This window comes from Nesterenkonia sp. K-15-9-6 (genome assembly GCF_052656005.1).
Genome location: NZ_JBQYEY010000002.1, coordinates 27,952 through 49,108 on the forward strand (window position 1 = coordinate 27,952; position 21,157 = coordinate 49,108).

Genomic DNA, 21,157 nt, shown 5'->3' on the forward strand with positions numbered 1-21,157 from the left:
GAACTATATTCATTAACGGGCATGGACACCCACCTTGTCAAGCCCTGCGATGACTTCCCCCGCCCTGCGGGCCGTCGTCGTGGTTCTCACCCAGGCGCCGCCTACACTGAGGGCGCCAGCTGACCTCGACCCGAAGGACCACCGTGAGCCCGGAGCAGACCCGACCCCGACGACGCGGCCGACCGTCCTCCCCCGTACTCTCCCGCGAGGGCATCACCACCGCGGCGATCCGGATCGTGAGCACCCGTGGCTACCGGGACCTGACGATGGCATCCCTCGCCCGCGAGCTCGGCGTCTCCACCTCGGCGCTGTACAACCACGTCTCCTCCAAGCGAGATGTGATGCTGCTCCTGCAGGATCGGCTCAACGAACAGATCGACACCACCGGCTTCCAGTCCCTGCCCTGGGACCAGGCGCTGCGCCGGTGGGCGATCTCCTACCGGGACTGCTACATCCGGCACACCGAGCTGATCCCGATCATGGCTGTCCTCCCGGTGGCCGACGCGCCCCAGACGCTGGTGATGTACGAACGTGTCACCGCCGCGCTGGAGGACGCCGGCATCCCCGGGCCGGACGCCGTGGACGTGATCGTCGGCGTCGAGGCCCTCGTCTTCGGCGCCGCCTACGACGCCTCGGCACCGGCCGACATCTTCGACCCCGGGCGCCGGGCGGACCTGGCCCCGCGCTTCGGCCGGGCCGCTGCGGCGCGGGACGAGGACGCCCGCGCCGCGGCGGACCGCGCCTTCCTGTTCACCTTGGACTCTCTGATCGACGGACTGCGCCGCCGCGTGGCCACCGAGTGAGCGTCGCGCGACCTCTGGGGAGGCGCGGGCATGAGCCCCTCGGGCGGCCGCTCGGGCGGATGCTCAGGAGCGGCTGCTCAGGCGCCGATGGCGTGCATGACGTGCTTGACCCGGGTGTATTCCTCCACCGCATACCCGGAGAGATCCTTCCCATGCCCAGAAGCCTTGAACCCCCCATGAGGCATCTCCGCGACCAACAACAGATGCGTATTGACCCACACACACCCGAAGTCCAGATCCCGAGTGAACCGCATCGCCCGCGCCCCATCAGCCGTCCACACACTCGAAGCCAACGCATACTCCACCCCATTGGCCAGCTCCAACGCCTCCTGCTCCGAGGCGAACGACTGCACCGTGAGCACCGGCCCGAAGACCTCCTCCTGCACAATCGCATCCGACTGCTCAACCCCCGTGATGATCGTGGGCTCAAAGAAGAACCCCGGACTGCCCTCCACCGGGCCACCCCCGGTGAGGATCCGCGCATGCCCCGGCAACCCCTCGATCTTGGCCTGCACCGCCGCGAAATGCCGCGCATTGTTCAACGGCCCATAATCATTGAGCCCATCATCGACATTGCCGGTCCGGGTCGCTTCCGCCGCAGCCACCAGATGCTCCACCAACTCATCATGAGCTGACTCCTCGACCAACACCCGAGTCACCGCCGTACAGTCCTGCCCCGCATTGAACGTGCCGAACTCCACCACAGCCTTCGCCACCGCCGCAAGATCCACATCACCGAAGACCACCGCCGGAGCCTTCCCACCCAGCTCCAGATGCGTGCGCTTCAACCCCGCCGAGGCGGCCACCGCCTCCCCGGCCCGCACCGACCCGGTCAACGAGACCATCGCCGCAGCCCGATGCTCCGTGAGCAGCCGCCCGGTCGAACCATCACCGAGGACCACATTGACCACCCCGGCCGGGAAGATCTCCCCAGCCAACCGGGCCAACACCAGGGTGGACTCCGGAGTCGTCTCCGAGGGCTTGAGCACCACCGTGTTCCCCGCCGCCAGAGCCGGGCCGATCTTCCAGATCGCCATCATCAACGGGAAGTTCCACGGCGCGATCTGCGCCACCACCCCCACCGGCTCCCGCCGCACATAAGAGGTATGACCCTCCATATACTCCGCGGCACCCCGGCCCTCCAGCATCCGGGCCGCCCCCGCGAAGAACCGCAGCTGATCCGCCCCCGCAGCGACCTCCTCCTCAGCGATGATCCCCCGCGGCTGACCAGTGTTGCGATGCTGAGCCTGAACCAGCTCCTCACTGTGGGCCTCGATGGCATCGGCCAACGCCAGCAGATGCTTCTGCCGCACCGACGGGGTCACCTGCTTCCACCCGGTGAAAGCCCGCTCAGCCGCCTCGAACGCGGCATCCACATCAGCGGCCCCCGAGATCGGCGAGACCGCCACCATCTCCCCAGTGGCCGGATCCACCACCTCGAAGACCTCCTGCCCCTGAGCCGGCACGAACCGACCATCGATGAAGTTCTCCAACCGCTCACCCATGATGACGCTCCTGTTCCTGTGGTGATGTCTTGTGATGCCGAGGGACGAGGCCGGCCGGAAGGCCAGAGACTCCGCACCCCGCTTTAATGATCGTGATTCATTTTAGGGTCGTATGACGTGACGCGCAACACGTCACCCCGCTCCGCGGTCGAGGCCCGCCGCTGTCTCCGCTCGGCCCACCCCTCTCGGCAGGAGGAATACCCCGGTGCCGTCGCCGGTTCCTGCGGAGGTGAAGAGCATCGGATTCCTCTCCTTCGGACACTGGACGCCCTCGCCCCATTCGAGGACGCAGTCAGCGCAGGACGCGCTGCTGCAGTCCATCGACCTGGCCGTGGCCGCCGAGGAGCTCGGCGCCGACGGGGCGTACTACCGGGTCCACCACTTCGCGCGCCAGCTGGCCTCCCCGTTCCCGCTGTTGGCCGCGATCGGCGCACGCACCAGCCGGATCGAGATCGGCACCGGGGTGATCGACATGCGCTACGAGAACCCCCTGCACTTCGCCGAGGACGCCGGGGCGGCGGATCTGATCTCCGGGGGCCGGCTGCAGCTCGGCATCTCCCGGGGATCCCCCGAGCAGGTCATCGACGGCTGGCGACACTTCGGGCATCGTCCCGCCGAGGGCGAGTCCGACGCCGACATGGCCCGCCGCCACACCGAGGCAGCCCTGCAGGTGCTCACCGGTGAAGGCTTCGCCGAGCCGAATCCACGGCCGATGTTCCCGAACCCTCCCGGGCTGCTGCGGCCCGAACCGCACTCCCCCGGACTGCGGGAACGCCTCTGGTGGGGCGCGGGCTCCGACGCCACGGCTCGGTGGGCTGCCCGGCAGGGGATGAATCTGATGAGCTCGACCCTGAAGGACGACGAGACCGGGGAGCCCTTCCACGTCCAGCAGCGGCGACAGATCGAGGCCTTCCGCCACGAGTGGGAGGGCCACGATCACGGCTTCGCTCCGCGCGTCTCGGTGAGTCGGTCGATCGTGGCGCTCACCAGCGACCAGGACCGGGCCTACTTCCTCGGGCAGCGCGAGGCCCAGGACCAGGTCGGCATGCTCGACGAGAGGACGCGGGCGATCTTCGGGCGCAGCTACATCGGCGAGCCCGAGGAGCTGGTGCAGGAGCTGGCCCGCGACGAGGCCGTCGCCGCCGCGGACACGCTGCTGATCACCGTGCCGAACCAGCTCGGGGTGGACTACAACGCGCACCTGATGGAGTCGATCCTCACCGCGGTGGCACCCCCGCTAGGCTGGCGCTGATGATGGTGTCTGTCGTCGGGAGTGATCATGGGTGAATCAGTCCAGTTTCCGAGTTCGACCGGGCCGATGCTGGCCGGCCGGATCGACCTGCCCGAGGGTGCTGTCCGCGGGTGGGGCGTGTTCGTCCACGGCTTCACCCTCGGCAAGGACACTCCGGCCGCCTCGCGGATGTGCAAGCAGCTCGCCGCCGAAGGGATCGGCATGCTCCGCTTCGATGCCCTCGGCCTCCGAGACTCAGACGGCGATTGGGGCGACGGATCCTTCACCGTGAAGGTCGACGACACCGTCCGGGCGTGCCAGTTCATGGCGGAGCGAGGCACCCCGGCGGACATCCTCGTGGGCCACTCTTGGGGCGGGGCCGCGGTGATCGCCGCAGCCGAGCGATCCCCCGGCACCCGCGCCGTGGTGAGCATCGGGGCGCCCGCCGATCCGAGCCATGTGGAGCATCACTTCGACGCGATCGCCGACCGTGCTGTGGCTGACGGTGAGGCCGAGTGGCTGGTCGGCGGCCGAGCGCTCACGCTGAAACGTGATTTCGTCGAGGACGTGCGCCGTGCGGACATCGATGACAAGATCCGCGCCCTGTCCCTGCCGTTCATGGTGATGCACTCCCCCACGGACAACACCGTCAGCATCGACAACGCCAGCACGCTCTTCTGGGCCACGAAGCATCCCCGCAGCTTCGTCGCCCTCGAGGGCTCGGACCACCTGCTGACTGCTGACGGCCAGGCCGCGCGGGCAGGGAAGATCATCAGCGCGTGGGCTGATCAGTACATGGGCTGATCAGTACGTAGGCTGATCAGTACGGGACGTGAGATGACGGGGCGTCGGCCGGCACCGGCATCTGATCGGTTCACCCCTGGCTCGTCATTCCCCCCCCCGCTGACCGTCGATCGACTCGCGCAGCAGATCTGCGTGGCCATTGTGCCGGCTGTACTCCTCGATCGCGTGCACCAGGATGAACCGCAGCGTGACCACGGCGCCGTCGGGCCGGGCGCGGTCGGCGGATCTCTCCAGGCCGCCGTCGTCGAGGGCCTGCTGGGTGAGCCGCCGCGACGCCTCCACAGACCGCTCCCACAGGGCCCGCAGCTCCTGGGGAGAATCTGCGGCCGCGGAGTGCCACTCCCAGTCCTCGTCTGCCTCCCAGTCCGCGCTGAGCCAGGGCTCCGCCGGTTCGCGGGCGAAGAGCGTGACGGAGAACCAGTGGTCTTCCACCAAGGCCAGATGCTTGAACAGCCCGCCCAGCGTCATGGTGGAGGGTTCCACCCGCTGAGCCAGCCCCGCGGCGTCGAGCCCCGCGCATTTGTGGGCGAGGGTCGCCCGATGGAACTCCAGGAACCCCAGAAGGGTCTCCAGCTCCCCGCCGGCGAGCGGGGCCTCCGGGCGCCCCTGCTCGTCCACCGTGAACTCCATGGTCATGGATCTGCCCTCCGGTCGGCGATGGTCGGAAGCAGTCTTCCCGACGCCCGGTCCCCGGGCAACGGTTCCGGGCCGGTTCCCGACCGTGTGCGACCCCGGACGGCAGAAGGGGCGGGACCCACCCCTGTGGTGGACCCCGCCCCTTCTGATGCTCTCCAGCGATTGTGGGCCGTCAGGCGACCTTCCCCTGCTCGAAGTACCTGCTGACGTCCTTGGTGAACGCAGTGAGGAACCAGTAGACGTTCACCGCGATGAACGCGATGGACAGCACCAGCGAGAGGATGCCGATCGCCCCCGTGTCCAGCATCATCCCGATGCCGGTGAGGCCCCACAGCGTGAACAGGGTGCCGAGTGCGGCGAACACGGTGCCGAGGATCCTGCCCCAGTTCTTCACCTTGGTGATGCCGAGGTAGGCCACGATGTAGAGCACCACCGGGATGATGAGCATGACGGCGGCGAAGATCATCCCCCCGACCATGGCGAAGGAGAGTGTCTCCTCGTCCACGGCCATGCCCTGGGCCGCCAACTGCTCACGCACCGCGTCCTCATCCGTCGCCTGGAACATCCCGACGAGTCCCGAGAGGACGTAGATCCCCAGAGAGACGAGGGTGAGCTTCTTCAGCAGGCCGAACTTGGTCGGCTCGGCCATCGGCCCGCCGACCGCGTTCGGGTCATAGGGGTCGGTGCCGAACTTGGGCCCCTCGGGGCTCGGCTGCTGGTAGGGGTTCTGACCCGGCTGCTGGTTCGGGTCCTGCGGGTTCGGATGCTGGGGGTCCCCATAGGGCGAGCTGGTCACGACTCTCTCCTTCTCACGATGATGTCCTTCACACTACCTGGGCGCCTACTCGTAGCGTAGGGCCTCGATCGGGTCCTTCTTCGCCGCACGCGCCGCCGGCAGGGTTCCTGCCAGGAAGGCGATGCCCACCACCAGCCCGGTGATGCTGAGGATCGCCACGGGGCTCACCGCATAGAGGATGAGTCCGCCGACGTCGCCGAGCGGCCCGCCGCTGCCGGTGAGCAGGGCATTGGCCACCACACCGGTGAGCACACCGCCGCCGACGCCGATGAGCGATCCGAGCAGACCGATCATCACGGCCTCCATGGAGAACAGCCCGAAGATCCGGCCGCCGGACATGCCCAGCGCCTTCATCAGCCCGATCTCCCGGGTCCGCTCCTGCACCGACATCAGCAGAGTGTTCACGATGCCGAAGGAGGCCGCGATGAGGGCGATCACCGCGAAGCCGTAGAGGACCCACGCGATGGCGTCGATGACGGTCTGGATGATGCCCATGAAGTCCTCGACCGTGAGACCGACCAGGCCCTCCTCCTGCAGGGCCTCCTTGATGGAGTCCTCAAAGGCCTCCATGTCCTCGACGTCGGCGGCGGCCTGGACGAAGGCGTCGTCCTGCTCCACGTCCAGCCCGGAGCTCTGGATCTCGTAGAGCTCATCGTTCAGAGCGTGCGAGGGCATGGGTGACCCGCCGATGCCGGCCAGGTTCTGCACCGAGACGCCGACCACCTCGGCCTCGACGGTGTGCGACTCGCGGACCATGTCCGAGATGCCCAGCTCCACCGTCTCGCCCAGGACCGACTCCGGGTCGACGTCCTCGTAGTCGTCGGCCCCGTCGTCGAAGATGGCCAGCCAGGTCTCCGGGACCGTGATCTCCATGGAGTCCCGGGCCGGGGTCTCGCCGGCCACGAGCTCCATGCCCGAGGCGTCGGCAGGAAGCCCCAGCTCGCTGAGCAGGTACTGCCCGCCGTCAGGGGCCTCGAGGTAGTCCGGCGAGACGAAGAAGATCGGGTCCACGTTCGTGATCCCGTCGATCCCCTCGATCGTCTCGATGTCCTCCTCGGTGAGCATCGCCTGACCGAACTCGCTCTGCTGGCCGGCGGTGTCCGGGTCGTACTCCTGAGGGCCCGGACCGGTGTCCTCTCCCTGGCCCATGGCGCTGGCCTGCATCACATAGATCTGGTCCTGGTCTCCGTAGCCGTCGACCATGTCCTCGATGGTCTGGTTCACACCGGCGGCCAGCCCTGTGGTCACCGCCAGCGTGAACGCGCCGATGACGATGGCGATCACGGTCAGGAACGTGCGGAGCTTGGACCGCATGGTGTTCCCCAGTGCGGTCCGGGTGACGTCGAGAGCCCTCATGCCCGGTCCTCCTCATCCTCGAGGCCCAGCTGGGCCGGGTCGAACGTCGTGTCCAGCTGCCCGGGCGTGATGACGCCGTGCTCCTCGGCCACGATGAGCCCGTCCTGCATATGCAGGCGGCGTTCGCACCGGCCGGCCAGATCCTCGTCGTGGGTGACGACCACCAGCGTGATCCCCTGATCACGGTGCAGGCCGAACAGGATGTCCTCCACCACCTCGGAGGTGGCGGTGTCCAAGTTGCCGGTGGGCTCGTCGGCGAAGATCACCGAAGGCCGGTTCACCAGGGCGCGGGCGATGCAGACGCGCTGCTTCTGCCCGCCGGAGAGGTCCGTGGCGCGGTTCTTCGCCTTGTCGGCGATCTCCAGCTGCTCCAGGACCTCCATGCCGCGCTCGTTGCGCTGGGACCGGCCCCACCCGCCGATCTTCAGCGGCAGGGTCACATTGTCCAGCACAGACTGGTTCGCGTTGAGGAAGAACTGCTGGAACACGAAGCCGAAGGTCTCGTTGCGCAGGCGGGAGACCTTCTTCGGGTCCAGCTGCGAGACCGGCCTGCCCTCCAGGGCGACGACGCCGGCGGTCGGCTCGTCCAGCAGGGCCAGCAGATGCATGAGGGTGGATTTGCCGGAGCCGGACTTGCCGACGATCGCCACGGACTCGCCGTCGTGGATCTCGAAGGTCAGCCCCTTCAGCGCGTCGAAGCGTGCGGCCCCTCGGCCGTACACCTTGACCAGGTTCTCCGTCTCGAGGACAGGGGTGGACATGATGATGTCCTCTCCATGGGATGGAAGCGGGTGATGGAACGGTGATCATTCTTCAGGATGAGGGCGCCGGGCACATCGACCGTGAGGATGATTCACCCGCCGCCGCTGACAGCGGAGAACCCGGCGGAGCCCTGGTCAGGCGGTGGTTGCCCGCGTAAACTGCGCCACATGCCCGATTCTGCCCGTGCCACCCGTGCGCCCGCGGCCGCCGACGCCGTCAGCTCCCGCCCCGACGGCGGAGCCGCCCCCTCCGACGCCATCACCGCCGTCGGCCTGACGAAGCGCTACGGCGAATTCACCGCCGTCGACGGAATCGACTTCAGCGTGGCCCGCGGCGAGTCCTTCGGTCTGCTGGGGCCCAACGGTGCCGGAAAGTCCACCACGATGCGGATGATCGCCGCCGTCGCCTCCCGCACCGCCGGCGAGCTGTCCGTGGCCGGCCTGGACCCCGAGAAGCAGGGCCCGGAGGTCCGCGCCCGGCTGGGCGTGATCCCCCAGCAGGACAACCTGGACGAGGAGCTCACGGTCCGGGAGAACATCATCATGTACGGCCGCTACTTCGGCCTGCCGCGCCGCTGGCTGCTGGGCAAGGCCGAGGAGCTGCTGGAGTTCGCGCAGCTGACCCAGAAGGCCAAGGCCAGGGTGGAGGACCTCTCCGGAGGCATGAAGCGGCGTCTGACGATCGCCCGCGCCCTGGTCAACGAGCCTGACGTGCTGCTGCTGGACGAGCCCACCACCGGGCTGGACCCGCAGGCCCGCCATGTGCTGTGGGACCGCCTCTTCAGGCTCAAGGAGACCGGCACCACCCTGGTGCTGACCACCCACCACATGGATGAGGCCGAGCAGCTCTGCGACCGGCTCATCGTGGTGGATCACGGCCGGATCATGGCCGAGGGCAGCCCCTCGGGGCTGATCCGGGAGCACTCCACCCGGGAGGTCCTGGAACTGCGCTTCGGCATGGACCGCAACGCCGAGCAGGCAGAGGAGCTCACCGGCGTCCTGACGCCCGGCGACGCCGGCTTCGACCGCATCGAGGTGCTGCCGGACCGCCTGCTGGTCTACGCCGAGCGGGCCGAGGAGGCCCTGGAGCAGGTCCACGCCGCCGGTCACCGTCCGGTGACCTCCCTGGTGCGCCGGTCCTCGTTGGAGGACGTGTTCCTGCGGCTGACCGGGAGGAGCCTCATTGACTGAGACGCGGCCCTCCGACGTCACCTCCTCGGGACCCGGCGCCGCGCCGTCGTCGCCGGCCGCGGACAAGGCGGCGCTGGCCTCCCGGGTGCGGTCCCGCGGGATCCTGTACCAGGCGGAGCACACGCTGCGCGGCATGCGCGCCTATGCGGTGGTGATCCTGACCAGCTCCATCGCCCAGCCGATCCTGTACATCCTGGCCATGGGCCTGGGCCTCGGTGTGCTGGTGGGCGACCGCGCGGACCTGACCGCCTACGGCGCCGAGTCCTACCTGATGTACATCGGTCCGGCGATCCTGGCCTCCACCATGGCGATGTCAGCGGGCATCGAGTTCACCTTTCCGGTCATGGAGAAGTTCAAGTGGCGGCGCATCTACTACGGTGCGCAGGCCTCCCCGCTGACGCCCACCCAGATCGCCTCAGGGCACATTCTGGCCGTCTGCGCACGGTTCGGCGTCCACGGCGTGGTGTTCACCGCCGTGCTGGTCGCCTTCGGGGCCACCACGAGCCCCTGGGCCTGGCTGCAGGTGTTCACCGCAGCCCTGGGGTCGCTGGCCCTGGGGCTGCCTATCATGGCCTACATCGCCTCCCTGCGGGATGAGAAGGGCCACGCGGCGCTGATCCAGCGGTTCATCATCATGCCGCTGTTCCTGTTCTCCGGCACGTTCTACCCGTTGACCAACCTGCCCGGACCGCTGCAGCTCATCGGTTGGGTCTCCCCCATCTGGCATGCCAATGAGCTCGGGCGCCTGCTGGCCTTCGGGCAGCCGATGACCCTGGGGATGGCCGCGGTGCATCTGGGCTACCTGCTGGTCCTGGCCGGCGCGGCCTGGCTGTGGGTGCGGAGGATCTACATCCGACGTCTCGGGCTGAGCGAATGGCGGGGCCGCACCCCTGGCGAGAAGTCTCGACTGAAGCGGGAGGCCCGACTGGAGGCCAAGGACCTGGCGGCCGGGCCGCCCGCACCGGGCACCCCACCGGTGAAGGTCCGCACCGGACCGGTCGGCAACTACTACTCGGGCAACATCCGGGCGGTGTTCTCCCGGGGGATGTCGGCCATCCGGAACAACCGCGGGGTCATCTTCCTCTCCGGATTCCTGGAGCCCGTGCTGTTCCTGACCTCCTTCGGCCTGGGCATCAGCCCCATGATCTCCGGAGTGCAGGCCGCCGACGGCGGCGAGATGAGCTACGCGGCGTTCATCGCGCCCGCTCTGCTGGCGGTCTCCGCGATGAACGGCGCGGTCTTCGACTCCACCTGGAACGTGTTCTTCAAGCTGAAGATCACCAAGCTCTACCAGTCGATGATGGCAACCTCGCTGGGCCCGTTGGACGTCGCCGTCGGGGAGATCCTGCTGGCGCTGTTCCGCGGCGGGATCTACGCGCTCGGCTTCCTCACGGTGCTGGTGGCCGCAGGCCTGGTGAGTCCGCTGGCCGCCGTGATCATGCTGGTCACGGCCCTGTTCATCGCCCTGGGCTTCGCGTCGGTGGGCATGGCGGTGACCTCCTTCATGAGCCGGTTCCAGCAGATGGACTGGATGATGATGGTCATGATGCCGATGTTCCTGTTCTCGGCCACGCTGTTCCCCATCGACGTCTACCCGGCCGGTGTCCAGTGGATGATCCAGGCGCTGCCGCTGTGGCACGCGGTGGAGCTGATGCGGGACATCGCCGCCTTCTCCTTCAGCGGGCTCACCCTGGTGCACATCGGCTACTACCTGGTGATGGTCGCCGTCGGGATGACCGTGGCGACGCTGCGGATGCGTCGGCTGTTCCTGCGCTGAGCGGCTGCGGCCCTGGACAGCTGCCCAGCCGGGGCGCCGTTCAGAAGACCTGGCTGTAGGCGTTGAGCGCCGGCTGCCCGCCGAGGTGCGCATAGAGCACCGTCGAGTCGGCGGGGATCTCGGATTCGCGGACCAGGTCCATCAGCCCTGCCATGGACTTGCCCTCGTAGACCGGGTCGAGGATGACACCCTCCAGCTGGGCGGTGGTGCGGATCGCCTCGACGGTGGACTCCACCGGGATGCCGTACTCCTCACCCGCCCAGCCGGGCAGCACGGTGATCTCCTCGGCGCGCAGCTCCCGACCCAGCCCGATCAGCTCGGCGGTGTGCCGGGCGATCCGCTCGACCTGGGCGCGGGTCTTCTCCAGCGTGGCGGAGGCGTCGATGCCGATCACCCGCCGGGGGCGACCGCCGGCCTCTTCGAGGGCCGCGAATCCGGCGATCATCCCGGCATGGGTGGATCCGGTGACCGTGCAGACCACGATCGTGTCGAAGAAGACGCCGAGCTCGCGCTCCTGGGCGGCGACCTCATAGGCCCAGTTCGCGAAGCCCAGGCCACCGAGCGGGTGCTCCGAGGCGCCGGCCGGGATGGGGTAGGGCGTGCCACCCAAGGCCTCGACCTCCGCGATGGCCTCCTCCCAACTGGAGCGGATGCCGATGTCGAAGCCGGCGTCGTCCAGACGGACGTCGGCGCCCATGAGGCGGGAGAGCAGGATGTTGCCGACCCTGTCGTTGACGGGGTCGTCCCAGTCCACCCAGCGCTCCTGGACCAGACGCGCCTTCAGGCCGAGCCGCGCGGCGACGGCGGCCACCTGACGGGTGTGGTTGGACTGGTAGCCACCGATCGAGACGAGCGTGTCCGCACCGGAGGCCAGGATGTCCGGGACGATGTACTCCAGCTTCCGCGTCTTGTTGCCGCCGAAGGCCAGGCCTGAGTTCACGTCCTCCCGCTTCGCCCAGATCTGTGCCCCGCCCAGATGAGCCGTGAGCCGATCCAGCCGATGGACGGGGCTGGGGCCGAAGGTCAGCTCGTAGCGGGGAAAGTCGGTGATGGCCATGGGGCTCCTCGGGATGGGCCAGGGCGGCACCGGCCGTCCCGACGATATGCGATATATTGCACTCAGCATTCCACGCGGTGGATGCGATGATGTCAAGGCCCTGCTCGAGTCGCGATTCTGCTCGAGACGTTCCTGCCCGAGACGACCCTGCCCGCCCGCGGCCCCCGACGCCGCCCCACCTGTTGAGGAGCCGACCATGCCCGTCCCCGCGGCTCGCGGCGTCCACCGCCGCACCCTGCTGCGCGACGAGGTCCACCGCACCATCCGTCAGGCGATCGTCACCGGGGATCTCTCCCCCGGTGAGCTGCTGCGCGATGCCGACCTGGAGGACTGGCTGGGAGTCTCCCGCACTCCGATCCGGGAAGCCCTGCTGCGCCTGGAGCGAGAGGGGCTCGTCGACGCCCAGCCGGGTCGCCGCACCACCGTGGCCGAGGAGGATCCGGAGCGTGTGGCCCATGCCCGTGACGTCGCCGCAGCACTCCACGAGCTGGCCGTCCGCAGCGCCGCACCCCGGATCACACCCGAGGATCTGGAGCAGATGGCCGCGGCCAACGGCAGACTGGCCCGGGCGCTGGAGGACCGGGACGCGCCCGCCGCCGTCGCCGCGGACGAGGCGTTCCACGCCGTGGCGCTGCAGCGGGCGGAGAACCCGGTCCTGGATGACGCCCTGGACCAGGTGGTCGCCCTGCTGCGACGCACCGAGCACCTCCACTTCGGCAGCCTCACCGGCGCCGACTCCCCCGCCCAGCATGAGCAGATCCTGACAGCGCTGCGCGCCGGCGACGCCGAGGAGGCGGCCCGGCTGACCCGCCTCAACTGGGCGGGCCTACGAGCAACCTGACACTGCCGGCCGGTGACACTGCCGACGGGTGACACGCGAGTGGCCACGAATCCCGCGATCTCCCCGAGGACACGCCGTGTCGCGTGGGGAGAAGCCGGGATTCGTGGCCACTCGATGGGGGAGGAACGGCCGCCTCAGCCCGCCTGCAGCTCGGCGGCCTCCACCACATTGGTCATCAGCAGCGCCACCGTCATGGGGCCCACTCCCCCGGGGTTCGGGGAGAGCCAGCCGGCGACGTCGGCGACGTCGGGGTGGACGTCCCCGTAGACCTTCGCCTTGCCTCCGTCAGGGTCCGGCTCCCGGGTGACGCCGACGTCGAGCACCGCGGCGCCGGGCTTGACGTCCTCCGGACGCACCAGGTGCTTCACTCCGGCGGCGGCCACGATGACGTCAGCCTGCCGCAGGTGGTGAGACATGTCCACCGTGCCGGTGTGGGTGAGGGTCACCGTAGCGTTGAGCTCCCGACGCGTCAGCAGCAGCCCGATGGAGCGGCCGATGGTCACGCCGCGGCCGACGACGACCACGTGCTTGCCGGCGAGGTCATAGTCATGGCGCAGCAGCAGCTCGATGACTCCGCGCGGAGTACAGGGCAGCGGAGTGTGGATCGGCTCGTTGACGTTGAGCACCAGACGACCCAGGTTGACCGGGTGCAGCCCGTCGGCGTCCTTGGCCGGGTCGATGCGTTCCAGCACCCGGTCGGTGTCGAGATGCTTCGGCAGCGGCAGCTGGATGATGTAGCCGTGGCAGGCCGGATCCGCGTTGAGCTCGTCGATCAGCGCCTCGACCTGCTCCTGTGTGGCGTCCTCCGGCAGCTCCCGCTGGATCGAGTTCATCCCGATGGCCTGGGACTGCTTGTGCTTCATCCCCACGTAGAGCTGCGACGCCGGGTCCGCGCCCACCAGCACGGTGGCGATGCCCGGAGTGACGCCCTGCTCCTTGAGCGCCGCCACCCGTTCGGTCAGCTCCGCGCGGATCTGTGCGGAGGCCGCCTTGCCGTCGAGGCGACGTGCCGTCGTCGTGTCCTGCTGAGCCATCACCACTCCTCGAGGCCCTCGTAGAGCGGGAAGTCGGCGGCCAGCGCGGCGACCCGGGCCTTGAGCGGCTCAAGGTCGGGCTGGCCGGCGGCCCCCTGCTTGAGCACTTCCGCGATGATGTCCGCCACCTCGGCGAACTCCACGTCGCCGAAGCCGCGGGAGGCCAGCGCCGGGGTGCCGATGCGCAGCCCGGAAGTCACCATCGGCGGGCGCGGGTCGTTCGGCACAGCATTGCGGTTGACGGTGATGCCGACCTCGTGGAGCAGGTCCTCGGCCTGCTTGCCGTCCATCTCCGAGTTCCGCAGGTCCACCAGCACCAGGTGGACGTCGGTGCCCCCGGTGAGCACGTTGACCCCGTGGGCGGTGACGTCGTCGGCCACCAGGCGCTCGGCGAGGATCTGTGCGCCGGCGACCGTGCGCCGCTGGCGCGCCGCGAAGTCCTCGGAGGCCGCGATCTTGAACGCGATGGCCTTCGCGGCGATGGCGTGCATGAGCGGGCCGCCCTGCTGGCCGGGGAACACCGCGGAGTTGATCTTCTTCTTGTGCTCCTCCTTGCAGAGGATCATGCCGGAGCGAGGGCCCGCCAGCGTCTTATGCACCGTGGTGGTGACGACGTCGGCGTGAGGCACCGGGTTCGGGTGCAGGCCGGCGGCCACCAGGCCGGCGAAGTGGGCCATGTCCACCCAGAGGATGGCGCCGACCTCGTCGGCGATCTCACGGAACGCGGCGAAGTCGAGCTGCCGCGGGTAGGCGGACCAGCCGGCCACGATCATGTCCGGACGCTCGGCGAGCGCCTGCTCCCGAACCTTCTCCATGTCGATCAGACCGGTCTCCGGGTCCACCTCATAGGCGGCGACCTCGTGGAACTTGCCCGAGTAGTTCAGCTTCATGCCATGGGTCAGGTGTCCGCCGTGGGCCAGCGAGAGGCCCATGAGCTTGTCCCCGGGCTTGAGGAAGGCCGTCATCACGGCGACGTTGGCCTGCGCGCCGGCGTGGGGCTGGACGTTGGCGTGGTCCGCGCCGAAGAGCGCCTTGGCGCGCTCGATCGCGAGGTTCTCCGCGACGTCGACGAACTCGCAGCCGCCGTAGTAGCGCCGACCCGGGTACCCCTCGGCGTACTTGTTGGTCAGCACCGACCCCTGCGCCTCGAGCACCGCTCGCGGCACGAAGTTCTCGGAGGCGATCATCTCGAGAGTCCCCCGCTGGCGCCCCAGCTCGTCGGAGATCGCCTGGGCGATCTCGGGGTCGACCTCGGACAGTGGCGCAGTGTTGATGTTCACGGTGGACTCGGCAGTGGTCATCGACGCGGTCTCCTCGCTGTGCGTTCAGGGACGACCGCGGCCCGGCCTCGTGGAGGGGCGCTTGGCACGTCGCAGAGACATGCCGTGGGAGACGGAGCTCCGGCTCCCGGCCGCAGTCCCGAGACAGTCTATCGCCGCGACGCCTCCTCGTCCCACACTCCTGCGGAATCTCTCCGCGTCGATCTGCCGCATCACGACTCCGGCCCGCATCTCGCAGCGCTGACCTGCGCGGCTTGACGTGTGCTCTGACTCACAGTACATTTCCTCACACGTGTTAGGAGGCAGGATGCACATCTCATTACAGTCACGGACCATCACCCGGCGCACGCTGCTCGGCGTCGGCGGGCTCGCCGCCCTGGGCGGCACGGTCGCCGCGTGGCCCCGGCTCTCCGGCCAGGACATCCCGGGCCGCGGCGAGGACGTCCTGCGCGTCGCCGTCCAGGGCACCGCCGCGGACGCCGCCGCCCGCCAGGCCCTGGCGGACGAGTTCACCGCCGAGCACCCGGACATTCCGGTCCGAATCGAGGCGATCCAGGCCGTGGACTGGGGCGACTTCTTCACCAAGATCCTGACCATGGTGGCCGCGGGCACCGCACCCGACGTCGTCTACGTCGCCACCGAGGGCGCGCAGCTCTTCGCCGAGCGGCTCGCCGAACCGCTGGACGACTGGATCACCCAGGACCAGACACGGCTGACCGACTACTTCAGCGACGTCCACCCATCCCTCATCGAAGCCTTCATGTACCACGGCAGCCTCTACGTGCTGCCGCTGGACTTCAACGCGGCCAACATGTACCTCAACCTGCCGACCCTGGAACGGGCGGGGCTGGACATGCCCTCCCCGGGCTGGGACATCGACGAGTTCGAGCACATGCTGCGCACCATGCGGGACACCGCAGACGGCGGGTTCGTCCCCTATTTCTGGACCAACCGGCTCTTCGGCGGAATCGTCCCCTGGCTCTACGCCAACGACACCAGCATCCTCACCGAGGAGCGGTTCGACGGGGGCGACTGGCTCTGGGACCGGTTCTACACCCCGGAGCAGACGGCAGGCCGCCAGGGCGGCTACCGGTGGACGTCCTCCAACGTCGGCGACCCCCGCGTCGTGGAGACCTTCGAGCGGCTGCAGGGCTGGGTCTCCGAGGGGCTGAGCATCCGCCCGGAGGAGGGCGGCGGGACATCGCTGATCGGCCTGTTCGCCGCAGACCGCATCGGCGCCACCCCGGCCGGCGGCTACTGGGCCCAGGGGCTGCATGAGAACGGGATGTCGGAGGAAGACTTCGACGTCCAGTACTTCCCTCGGTGGCGGAGCCAGCGCCACCAGTTCGGCACCGCCGGCTACTCGATCATGCGCACCTCCGAGCGCAAGGACCAGGCCTGGCGCTGGCTGGAGTTCACCACGCGCAAGGAGTCCATGGAGCTGGCGATGCCAGAGCCCACGACCACCCCGACCCGCCGCTCGATGGTGAACGAGGCCTTCTACCGCGAGACCGGGCCCCGCAGTTGGAAGGTCTTCTACGACACCCTCGACGAGTTCCCCTCCTCCGGGCCCATTCCCGCCCCGCCCCAGCAGGCGGAGGTGGAGAACGCCCTGGCCCGCAACGTCGCCCTCGGCATGAGCGGAGGTCCCGCCCAGCTGGAGACGGCCCTGGACCGCCTCGACCGTGAACTCACCGTCGCCATGGAGAAGACCACATGACCACCACCGCACCTGTCACACCGCCGGCCGGACCCGCCGACGCCGCGGCGTCGTCGGCGAAGCCCTCCCCCGCTCCCCGTCGCCGCTCCCGCTCCGAACGCTGGGTGATCCTACTTCTGCTGGCCCCCACCGTGGTCGGCATGGGGATCTTCACCCTGCTGCCGATCGCCGGCTCCCTGGCCCTGGCGTTCTTCCGCTGGGACCTGCTCTCAGCCCCCGAATTCGCCGGCGTGGACAACTTCCTCACCCTCGGCGCCGACCCCACGGTGCGCACGGCCTTCCTGAACACCATCGTGTTCGTGATCGTCGCCGTGACGCTGCAGCTCAGCCTCGCGATGTTCCTGGCCGTGATGGTCCAGTCCCGGATGCCCGAGTGGCTGCGGCTGTTCTTCCGCTCCACGTTCTTCTTCCCGCTGGTCCTCTCGGCCGCAGGGGTCTCCATCTTCATGAGCTACCTGTTCAACGAGCAGTTCGGCGTCGTGAACTGGCTGCTGGGCCTGGTCGGCATCCCGAACGTCCCCTGGCTGACGACGCCGACCGGTGCCGCCGCCGTCGTCATCTTCGTCTTCGTCTGGCAGAACTTCGGATTCTCCTTCCTCATCCTGCTGGGCGGGATCGCCTCCATCCCGAAGGAGCTCTACGAGGCCGCCGAGCTCGACGGCGCCCGCGGCTGGGGAGCCTTCAGGAACGTCACCTTCCCGCTGGTCTCCCCCTCGCTGCTGGTCGCCTCCGTCACCGCGATGATCATGGCCCTGCAGGTCTTCGACCAGCCCTACGTGCTCACCCGCGGAGGGCCCGGCGACTCCACCCGCTCCGCCGTCATGGTGGTCTTCGAGGCCGCCTTCCAGCGCCTGGAGTTCGGGCTGGCCTCGGCCGCCGGACTGGTGCTGATGCTCATCATCATGCTCATCACCTGGGCGCAGTTCCGCCTCTCCCGCCGATTCGTCTTCTACCAGTGAACCGTCCGACGCCGCCGCCTCCGTGCCGTCGCGCCGTGGACGAAGGAGCTCTGAACCCATGACCACCCTCCAGCCTGTCACCGACAGACCCCGCCGGCGCCTGCGCCTGCCCTCTCCCTCGCGGGCCGCCGCCCTGCTGTTCATGATCGTCGCCGCCGTGGCCGTGCTCGGCCCGGTGATGTGGACGCTGTCCACCTCCCTGCGAGCGCCGGCGGAGTCCTTCGACCTGCCGCCGCACTTCATCCCCCTCGGCTTCGACGTCTCGGCGTACCGCGAGGTCTTCACCCAGATCGACGTCACCCGGCTGGTGCTGAACTCCGCGCTGGTCACCGCGCTGATCGCCGGCGGGCAGATGCTCACCGCCGCGATGGCCGGCTACGTCTTCGCCCGCATGCGGTTCCGGGGCTCCGGGCTCCTCTTCGCCCTGGTGCTGGCCACCATGATGATCCCCGTGCAGGTCACGATCGTCCCGGTGTTCATGCTCATCCGGGGCATGGGGCTGGCCGACACCCTGCTGGCGCTCATCATCCCGGCGGTCCCGACGGCCTTCGGGACGTTTCTGATGCGGCAGTACTTCCTCAACCTCCCCGGCGACTACGCCGAAGCCGCCTCCCTGGACGGCGCCGGGCCGTGGCGAGTGTTCTTCTCCGTGTACCTGCCGCTCTCCGCTCCCGGCATGGCGATCGTGGGCATCCTGGCCTTCAACTACCACTGGAACGAGTTCTTCCGACCGCTGGTGCTGGTCAACTCGGAGGAGAACTTCACGCTGCCCCTGGGCCTGGTCTCCCTGCAGGGGCACCTCGGGACCGGGAGCATCTCAGTGGTGCTGGCCGGTGTGGTGCTCTCCATGATTCCGGCGCTCATCGTGTTCCTCTTCGGGCAGCGCTATCTGCGCGAAGGCCTCACCGCCGGAGCCGGCAAATGACCGTTGCCGCCCCTCTCACCACCGACCCGCTCGTGGCCACCCACGGAAAGGACTCCATGCCCAGCCCCACCGCCTCCCACCCGGACCCCGCCTTCCCCGTGGCTCACCCCCGGCCCGCGAGGGGGTGGCTCAACGACCCCAACGGCCTGTGCCGGGTGGACGGCGTCTGGCACGTGTTCTTCCAGCACAATCCGCACTCCGCCCGACACGACCGGATCCACTGGGGCCACCTCTCCTCCCCGGACCTCGTGGACTGGACCGAGGAACCCGTGGCACTCGTCCCCTCGACCGACGGTCCGGACCGCGACGGGTGCTGGTCCGGCGTCATGGGCTTCGACGACGACGGCGCCCCCGTGGCCGTCTACAGCGGGGTCCAGGGCATCGAGAACGCCTCGGAGGTGACCCTGGCCCGAGGCTCCGCGGACCTGCGTGAGTGGTCGGCCGAGCGTCACGTGGCCGCCGGCATGCCCGAGGACGATCGGGTCATCGGGGTGCGGGATCCGTTCCTGGTGCGCATCGCGGGACGCCGGTGGGCGCTGCAGGGCGCAGGACTGGCGGACGGACAGGCCGCCGTCCTGCTCTATGACGCCGAGGATCTGGACCGGTGGACGTATCACGGCGTCTGGCTGAGCTCCGGTCAGGCTCCCGCCGCCGTCGACGCCGACATCTGGGAGTGCCCGCAGCTGGTGCGGCTGACGGACACCGAGACCTGGGCGTTGGTCGTGTCCCGGTGGCACCGCAGGCCCGACGGCGGCCACGAGCTCGGCGACACCCAGGCTCTGCTGCTCGAGATCGAGGACGCCGCCCCTGCAGACGCCGCGCCGCATGGAGCCCCCACGACGGTCCCCACTCCGCGCATCGTCGGCACCTCGGCGGTCGACGACGGCCCCAGCTTCTACGCGCCGCAGGTGCTCGCCGAGCCCGACCGGGCGCTGATGATCGGGTGGGCCCGCGAGCGCCGTGCTCAGGAGCTCAGCGACGCGGCCGGGTGGTCGGGACTGCTCACCTGGCCGCGGGAGCTCACGCTGCAGGACGGCGCACTGGTCAGCCGGCCCGCCCCGGAATGCGAGGGATGGCGCGAGGGCCCGGCGCACCGTGCCGACGACGACGTCGTCGTCCTCCCGGACGCCTGTGACGTCGTCGTCGAGCCCCACGGCTCGACGGGGAGCCCGGCAGTCGTGACGCTGCGGATGCCCACGAGTCCGCTGACGGGGTCGGAGACGGGATCGGACACGGGATCGGAGACGGCCGAGACGGTCTACAGCGGGCCCGCCTCCCGGATCGTGATCGACCGGTCGATCATCGAGGTCTACCGGGAGGACGGGCCGGCGCGCACGGTGCGGGCGGAACCCGCGCCGGGGCAGCAGTGGCAGCTGATCCCCCAGGGTGCCGCCGTCACCTGGTGGGCGCTGCGCCCGTGGAGTCCCGCCTGATCAGTTGAGTCGGCAGCAGCTCCGGCTCGTGAGGCGCCTGCGTGTCCGCCCTGGAGATCCCGGCCAGCAGGATCTCCATGGCCCGTCGCCCGATGTCCTGGTGGGGCAGCGCCACCGTGGTCAGCGCAGGGACCACCTGAGCGGCCACATGTGCCTGGTCGTCCACCCCGACCACCGAGAGGTCACCGGGGACGTCCACGCCGCGATGCGCGGCAGCCAGCAGGACTCCCACCGCCGTGCGGTCGTTCGAGGCCAGCACGGCGGTGGGCGGCGCGGCGCCGTCGAGAAACGCGGAGGCAGCACGGTAGCCCTCGGCGATCTCCCAGCCGCAGGGGACCACCTGCGTGGCCACCTCCCCGGCGGCCTGCAGGAAACCGTCCCTGCGCAGGGGGGTGGCCGGTGACTCCTCGGTGCCGCACAGCAGGGCGATGTCCCGGTGACCGAGCTCCAGCAGATGGCGCACCGCCTGCACCGATCCGTCGGCCTCGTCGGCAATCACCGCGGGAGCACGTCGTGAGGGATCCAGACAGTTGGCCAGCACGGCGGGCGCGGAGAAGAACGTCTCCGCAGGGTCCACCGTCACCAGCCCTCCGGTGGCGAGCATGAGCGCGTCGACGTTGCGGGCGAAGAAGACCTCGCACATCCGCCCGATGCGCGCCTCCTCGCCCTCCGTGTCGGCCACCATGACCATGTAGCCGGACTCCCGCGCGACGGCGTCGGCCCCGCTGATGATGCCGCCGGCGAAGGGCGAGGTCACGATCTCATCGGTGATGACGCCGATGGTCCGGGTGCTGCGGCTGCGCAGCGACTGCCCGACGCTCTGCGGGATGTAGCCGAGCTCCTCGACGGCGGCTCGGATGCGCTCCTGGAGCGCTGGCGCGACGTTGCCGTCGGCACGCCCGTTGAGCACCAGCGACACGGCGCTGCGTGACGCCCCGGCCCGGGCGGCGACGTCCGCCGCGGTGACCTGTCGGCGCACCTGTCGCTGCACGTCGTCTCCTCATCCGTCGGACTCCGCGACCAGTCTAGCGGCGGGGTCCGACGCATC

At 69.3% G+C, this 21,157-nt stretch carries 19 protein-coding genes; 10 read left to right on the forward strand and 9 right to left on the reverse strand.

The genetic code is table 11. The features are described from left to right. Positions 1-143: 143 nt before the first annotated feature. Entirely contained in the window at positions 144-803 is a 660-nt protein-coding gene (locus SD455_RS01375) for a TetR/AcrR family transcriptional regulator (protein WP_311025991.1), read from the forward strand. Positions 804-880: 77 nt separating this feature from the next. Here SD455_RS01375 and SD455_RS01380 read toward each other — a convergent pair whose 3' ends face one another. Continuing rightward, a complete protein-coding gene (locus SD455_RS01380; protein ID WP_445507029.1) occupies positions 881-2,308 on the reverse strand; it encodes a gamma-aminobutyraldehyde dehydrogenase in 1,428 nt (475 codons plus the stop codon). Positions 2,309-2,537: 229 nt separating this feature from the next. On the opposite strand from SD455_RS01380, the gene SD455_RS01385 reads away from it, so the two are divergent. Beyond that, on the forward strand, positions 2,538-3,560 hold the full coding sequence (locus SD455_RS01385; protein ID WP_445507030.1) for an LLM class flavin-dependent oxidoreductase: 1,023 nt from the start codon (positions 2,538-2,540) through the stop codon (positions 3,558-3,560). 27 nt (positions 3,561-3,587) lie between these two features. Beyond that, on the forward strand, positions 3,588-4,343 hold the full coding sequence (locus SD455_RS01390; protein WP_311025879.1) for an alpha/beta hydrolase family protein: 756 nt from the start codon (positions 3,588-3,590) through the stop codon (positions 4,341-4,343). 84 nt (positions 4,344-4,427) lie between these two features. On the opposite strand, the gene SD455_RS01395 is transcribed toward SD455_RS01390, so the two are convergent. The 4 genes from SD455_RS01395 to SD455_RS01410 form a co-directional block, all read right to left on the reverse strand. Then, complete coding sequence (locus tag SD455_RS01395; RefSeq protein ID WP_445507031.1) at positions 4,428-4,979, reverse strand: DinB family protein; 552 nt, start codon at positions 4,977-4,979, stop codon at positions 4,428-4,430. Between the two features lie 172 nt (positions 4,980-5,151). Beyond that, positions 5,152-5,775 carry a DUF3824 domain-containing protein gene (locus SD455_RS01400; RefSeq protein ID WP_311025877.1) on the reverse strand — a complete coding sequence of 208 codons (624 nt, stop codon included), beginning with the start codon at positions 5,773-5,775 and terminating at the stop codon, positions 5,152-5,154. Between the two features lie 45 nt (positions 5,776-5,820). Further along, positions 5,821-7,131, reverse strand: a complete 1,311-nt coding sequence (locus tag SD455_RS01405) for an ABC transporter permease (RefSeq protein ID WP_311025876.1) — start codon at positions 7,129-7,131, stop codon at positions 5,821-5,823. Beyond that, on the reverse strand, positions 7,128-7,892 hold the full coding sequence (locus SD455_RS01410) for an ABC transporter ATP-binding protein (protein WP_083277796.1): 765 nt from the start codon (positions 7,890-7,892) through the stop codon (positions 7,128-7,130). Before SD455_RS01410 ends, SD455_RS01405 begins: the two co-directional genes overlap by 4 nt. 168 nt (positions 7,893-8,060) lie before the next feature. Between SD455_RS01410 and SD455_RS01415 the strand changes: the two genes are divergently transcribed. Both SD455_RS01415 and SD455_RS01420 read left to right on the forward strand, forming a co-directional pair. After that, on the forward strand, positions 8,061-9,083 hold the full coding sequence (locus SD455_RS01415) for an ABC transporter ATP-binding protein (RefSeq protein WP_445507032.1): 1,023 nt from the start codon (positions 8,061-8,063) through the stop codon (positions 9,081-9,083). Continuing rightward, complete coding sequence (locus SD455_RS01420) at positions 9,076-10,860, forward strand: ABC transporter permease (RefSeq protein ID WP_237089928.1); 1,785 nt, start codon at positions 9,076-9,078, stop codon at positions 10,858-10,860. The genes SD455_RS01415 and SD455_RS01420 overlap by 8 nt, the downstream gene beginning before the upstream one ends. A 40-nt stretch (positions 10,861-10,900) precedes the next feature. Here the strand turns inward: SD455_RS01420 and SD455_RS01425 are convergent, their stop codons facing one another. Next, a complete protein-coding gene (locus tag SD455_RS01425; RefSeq protein ID WP_445507033.1) occupies positions 10,901-11,917 on the reverse strand; it encodes a 1-aminocyclopropane-1-carboxylate deaminase in 1,017 nt (338 codons plus the stop codon). Between the two features lie 196 nt (positions 11,918-12,113). Here SD455_RS01425 and SD455_RS01430 point away from each other — a divergent pair, with 196 nt between their 5' ends. Beyond that, on the forward strand, positions 12,114-12,758 hold the full coding sequence (locus SD455_RS01430) for a GntR family transcriptional regulator (protein ID WP_445507034.1): 645 nt from the start codon (positions 12,114-12,116) through the stop codon (positions 12,756-12,758). 134 nt (positions 12,759-12,892) lie between these two features. On the opposite strand, the gene SD455_RS01435 is transcribed toward SD455_RS01430, so the two are convergent. Together SD455_RS01435 and glyA are read right to left on the reverse strand one after the other, a co-directional pair. Further along, positions 12,893-13,792, reverse strand: coding sequence for a bifunctional methylenetetrahydrofolate dehydrogenase/methenyltetrahydrofolate cyclohydrolase (locus SD455_RS01435; RefSeq protein ID WP_311025873.1), 900 nt, complete (start codon positions 13,790-13,792; stop codon positions 12,893-12,895). Further along, entirely contained in the window at positions 13,792-15,093 is a 1,302-nt protein-coding gene (glyA, locus tag SD455_RS01440) for a serine hydroxymethyltransferase (RefSeq protein ID WP_070162518.1), read from the reverse strand. Before glyA ends, SD455_RS01435 begins: the two co-directional genes overlap by 1 nt. A 286-nt stretch (positions 15,094-15,379) precedes the next feature. Here glyA and SD455_RS01445 point away from each other — a divergent pair, with 286 nt between their 5' ends. Genes SD455_RS01445 through SD455_RS01460 form a run of 4 tightly spaced genes read left to right on the forward strand, consistent with a single transcriptional unit; the run spans position 15,380 to position 20,109 of the window. Beyond that, positions 15,380-16,792 carry an extracellular solute-binding protein gene (locus tag SD455_RS01445; protein ID WP_445507035.1) on the forward strand — a complete coding sequence of 471 codons (1,413 nt, stop codon included), beginning with the start codon at positions 15,380-15,382 and terminating at the stop codon, positions 16,790-16,792. Further along, the gene (locus tag SD455_RS01450; RefSeq protein WP_070158764.1) at positions 16,789-17,751 is read left to right on the forward strand and encodes a carbohydrate ABC transporter permease; all 963 of its coding nucleotides are present in this window, start codon (positions 16,789-16,791) and stop codon (positions 17,749-17,751) included. The genes SD455_RS01445 and SD455_RS01450 overlap by 4 nt, the downstream gene beginning before the upstream one ends. 58 nt (positions 17,752-17,809) lie before the next feature. After that, positions 17,810-18,676 (forward strand): carbohydrate ABC transporter permease, encoded by an 867-nt coding sequence (locus tag SD455_RS01455; protein WP_311025870.1) that lies wholly within the window; start codon positions 17,810-17,812, stop codon positions 18,674-18,676. Beyond that, positions 18,673-20,109: a glycoside hydrolase family 32 protein gene (locus tag SD455_RS01460; protein ID WP_445507036.1), complete on the forward strand. Its 1,437-nt coding sequence runs from the start codon at positions 18,673-18,675 to the stop codon at positions 20,107-20,109. Before SD455_RS01455 ends, SD455_RS01460 begins: the two co-directional genes overlap by 4 nt. Here the strand turns inward: SD455_RS01460 and SD455_RS01465 are convergent. Further along, positions 20,072-21,100 (reverse strand): LacI family DNA-binding transcriptional regulator, encoded by a 1,029-nt coding sequence (locus tag SD455_RS01465; RefSeq protein WP_445507037.1) that lies wholly within the window; start codon positions 21,098-21,100, stop codon positions 20,072-20,074. The two genes, SD455_RS01460 and SD455_RS01465, sit on opposite strands and share 38 nt — an antisense overlap. Between the last annotated feature and the right edge of the window lie 57 nt (positions 21,101-21,157).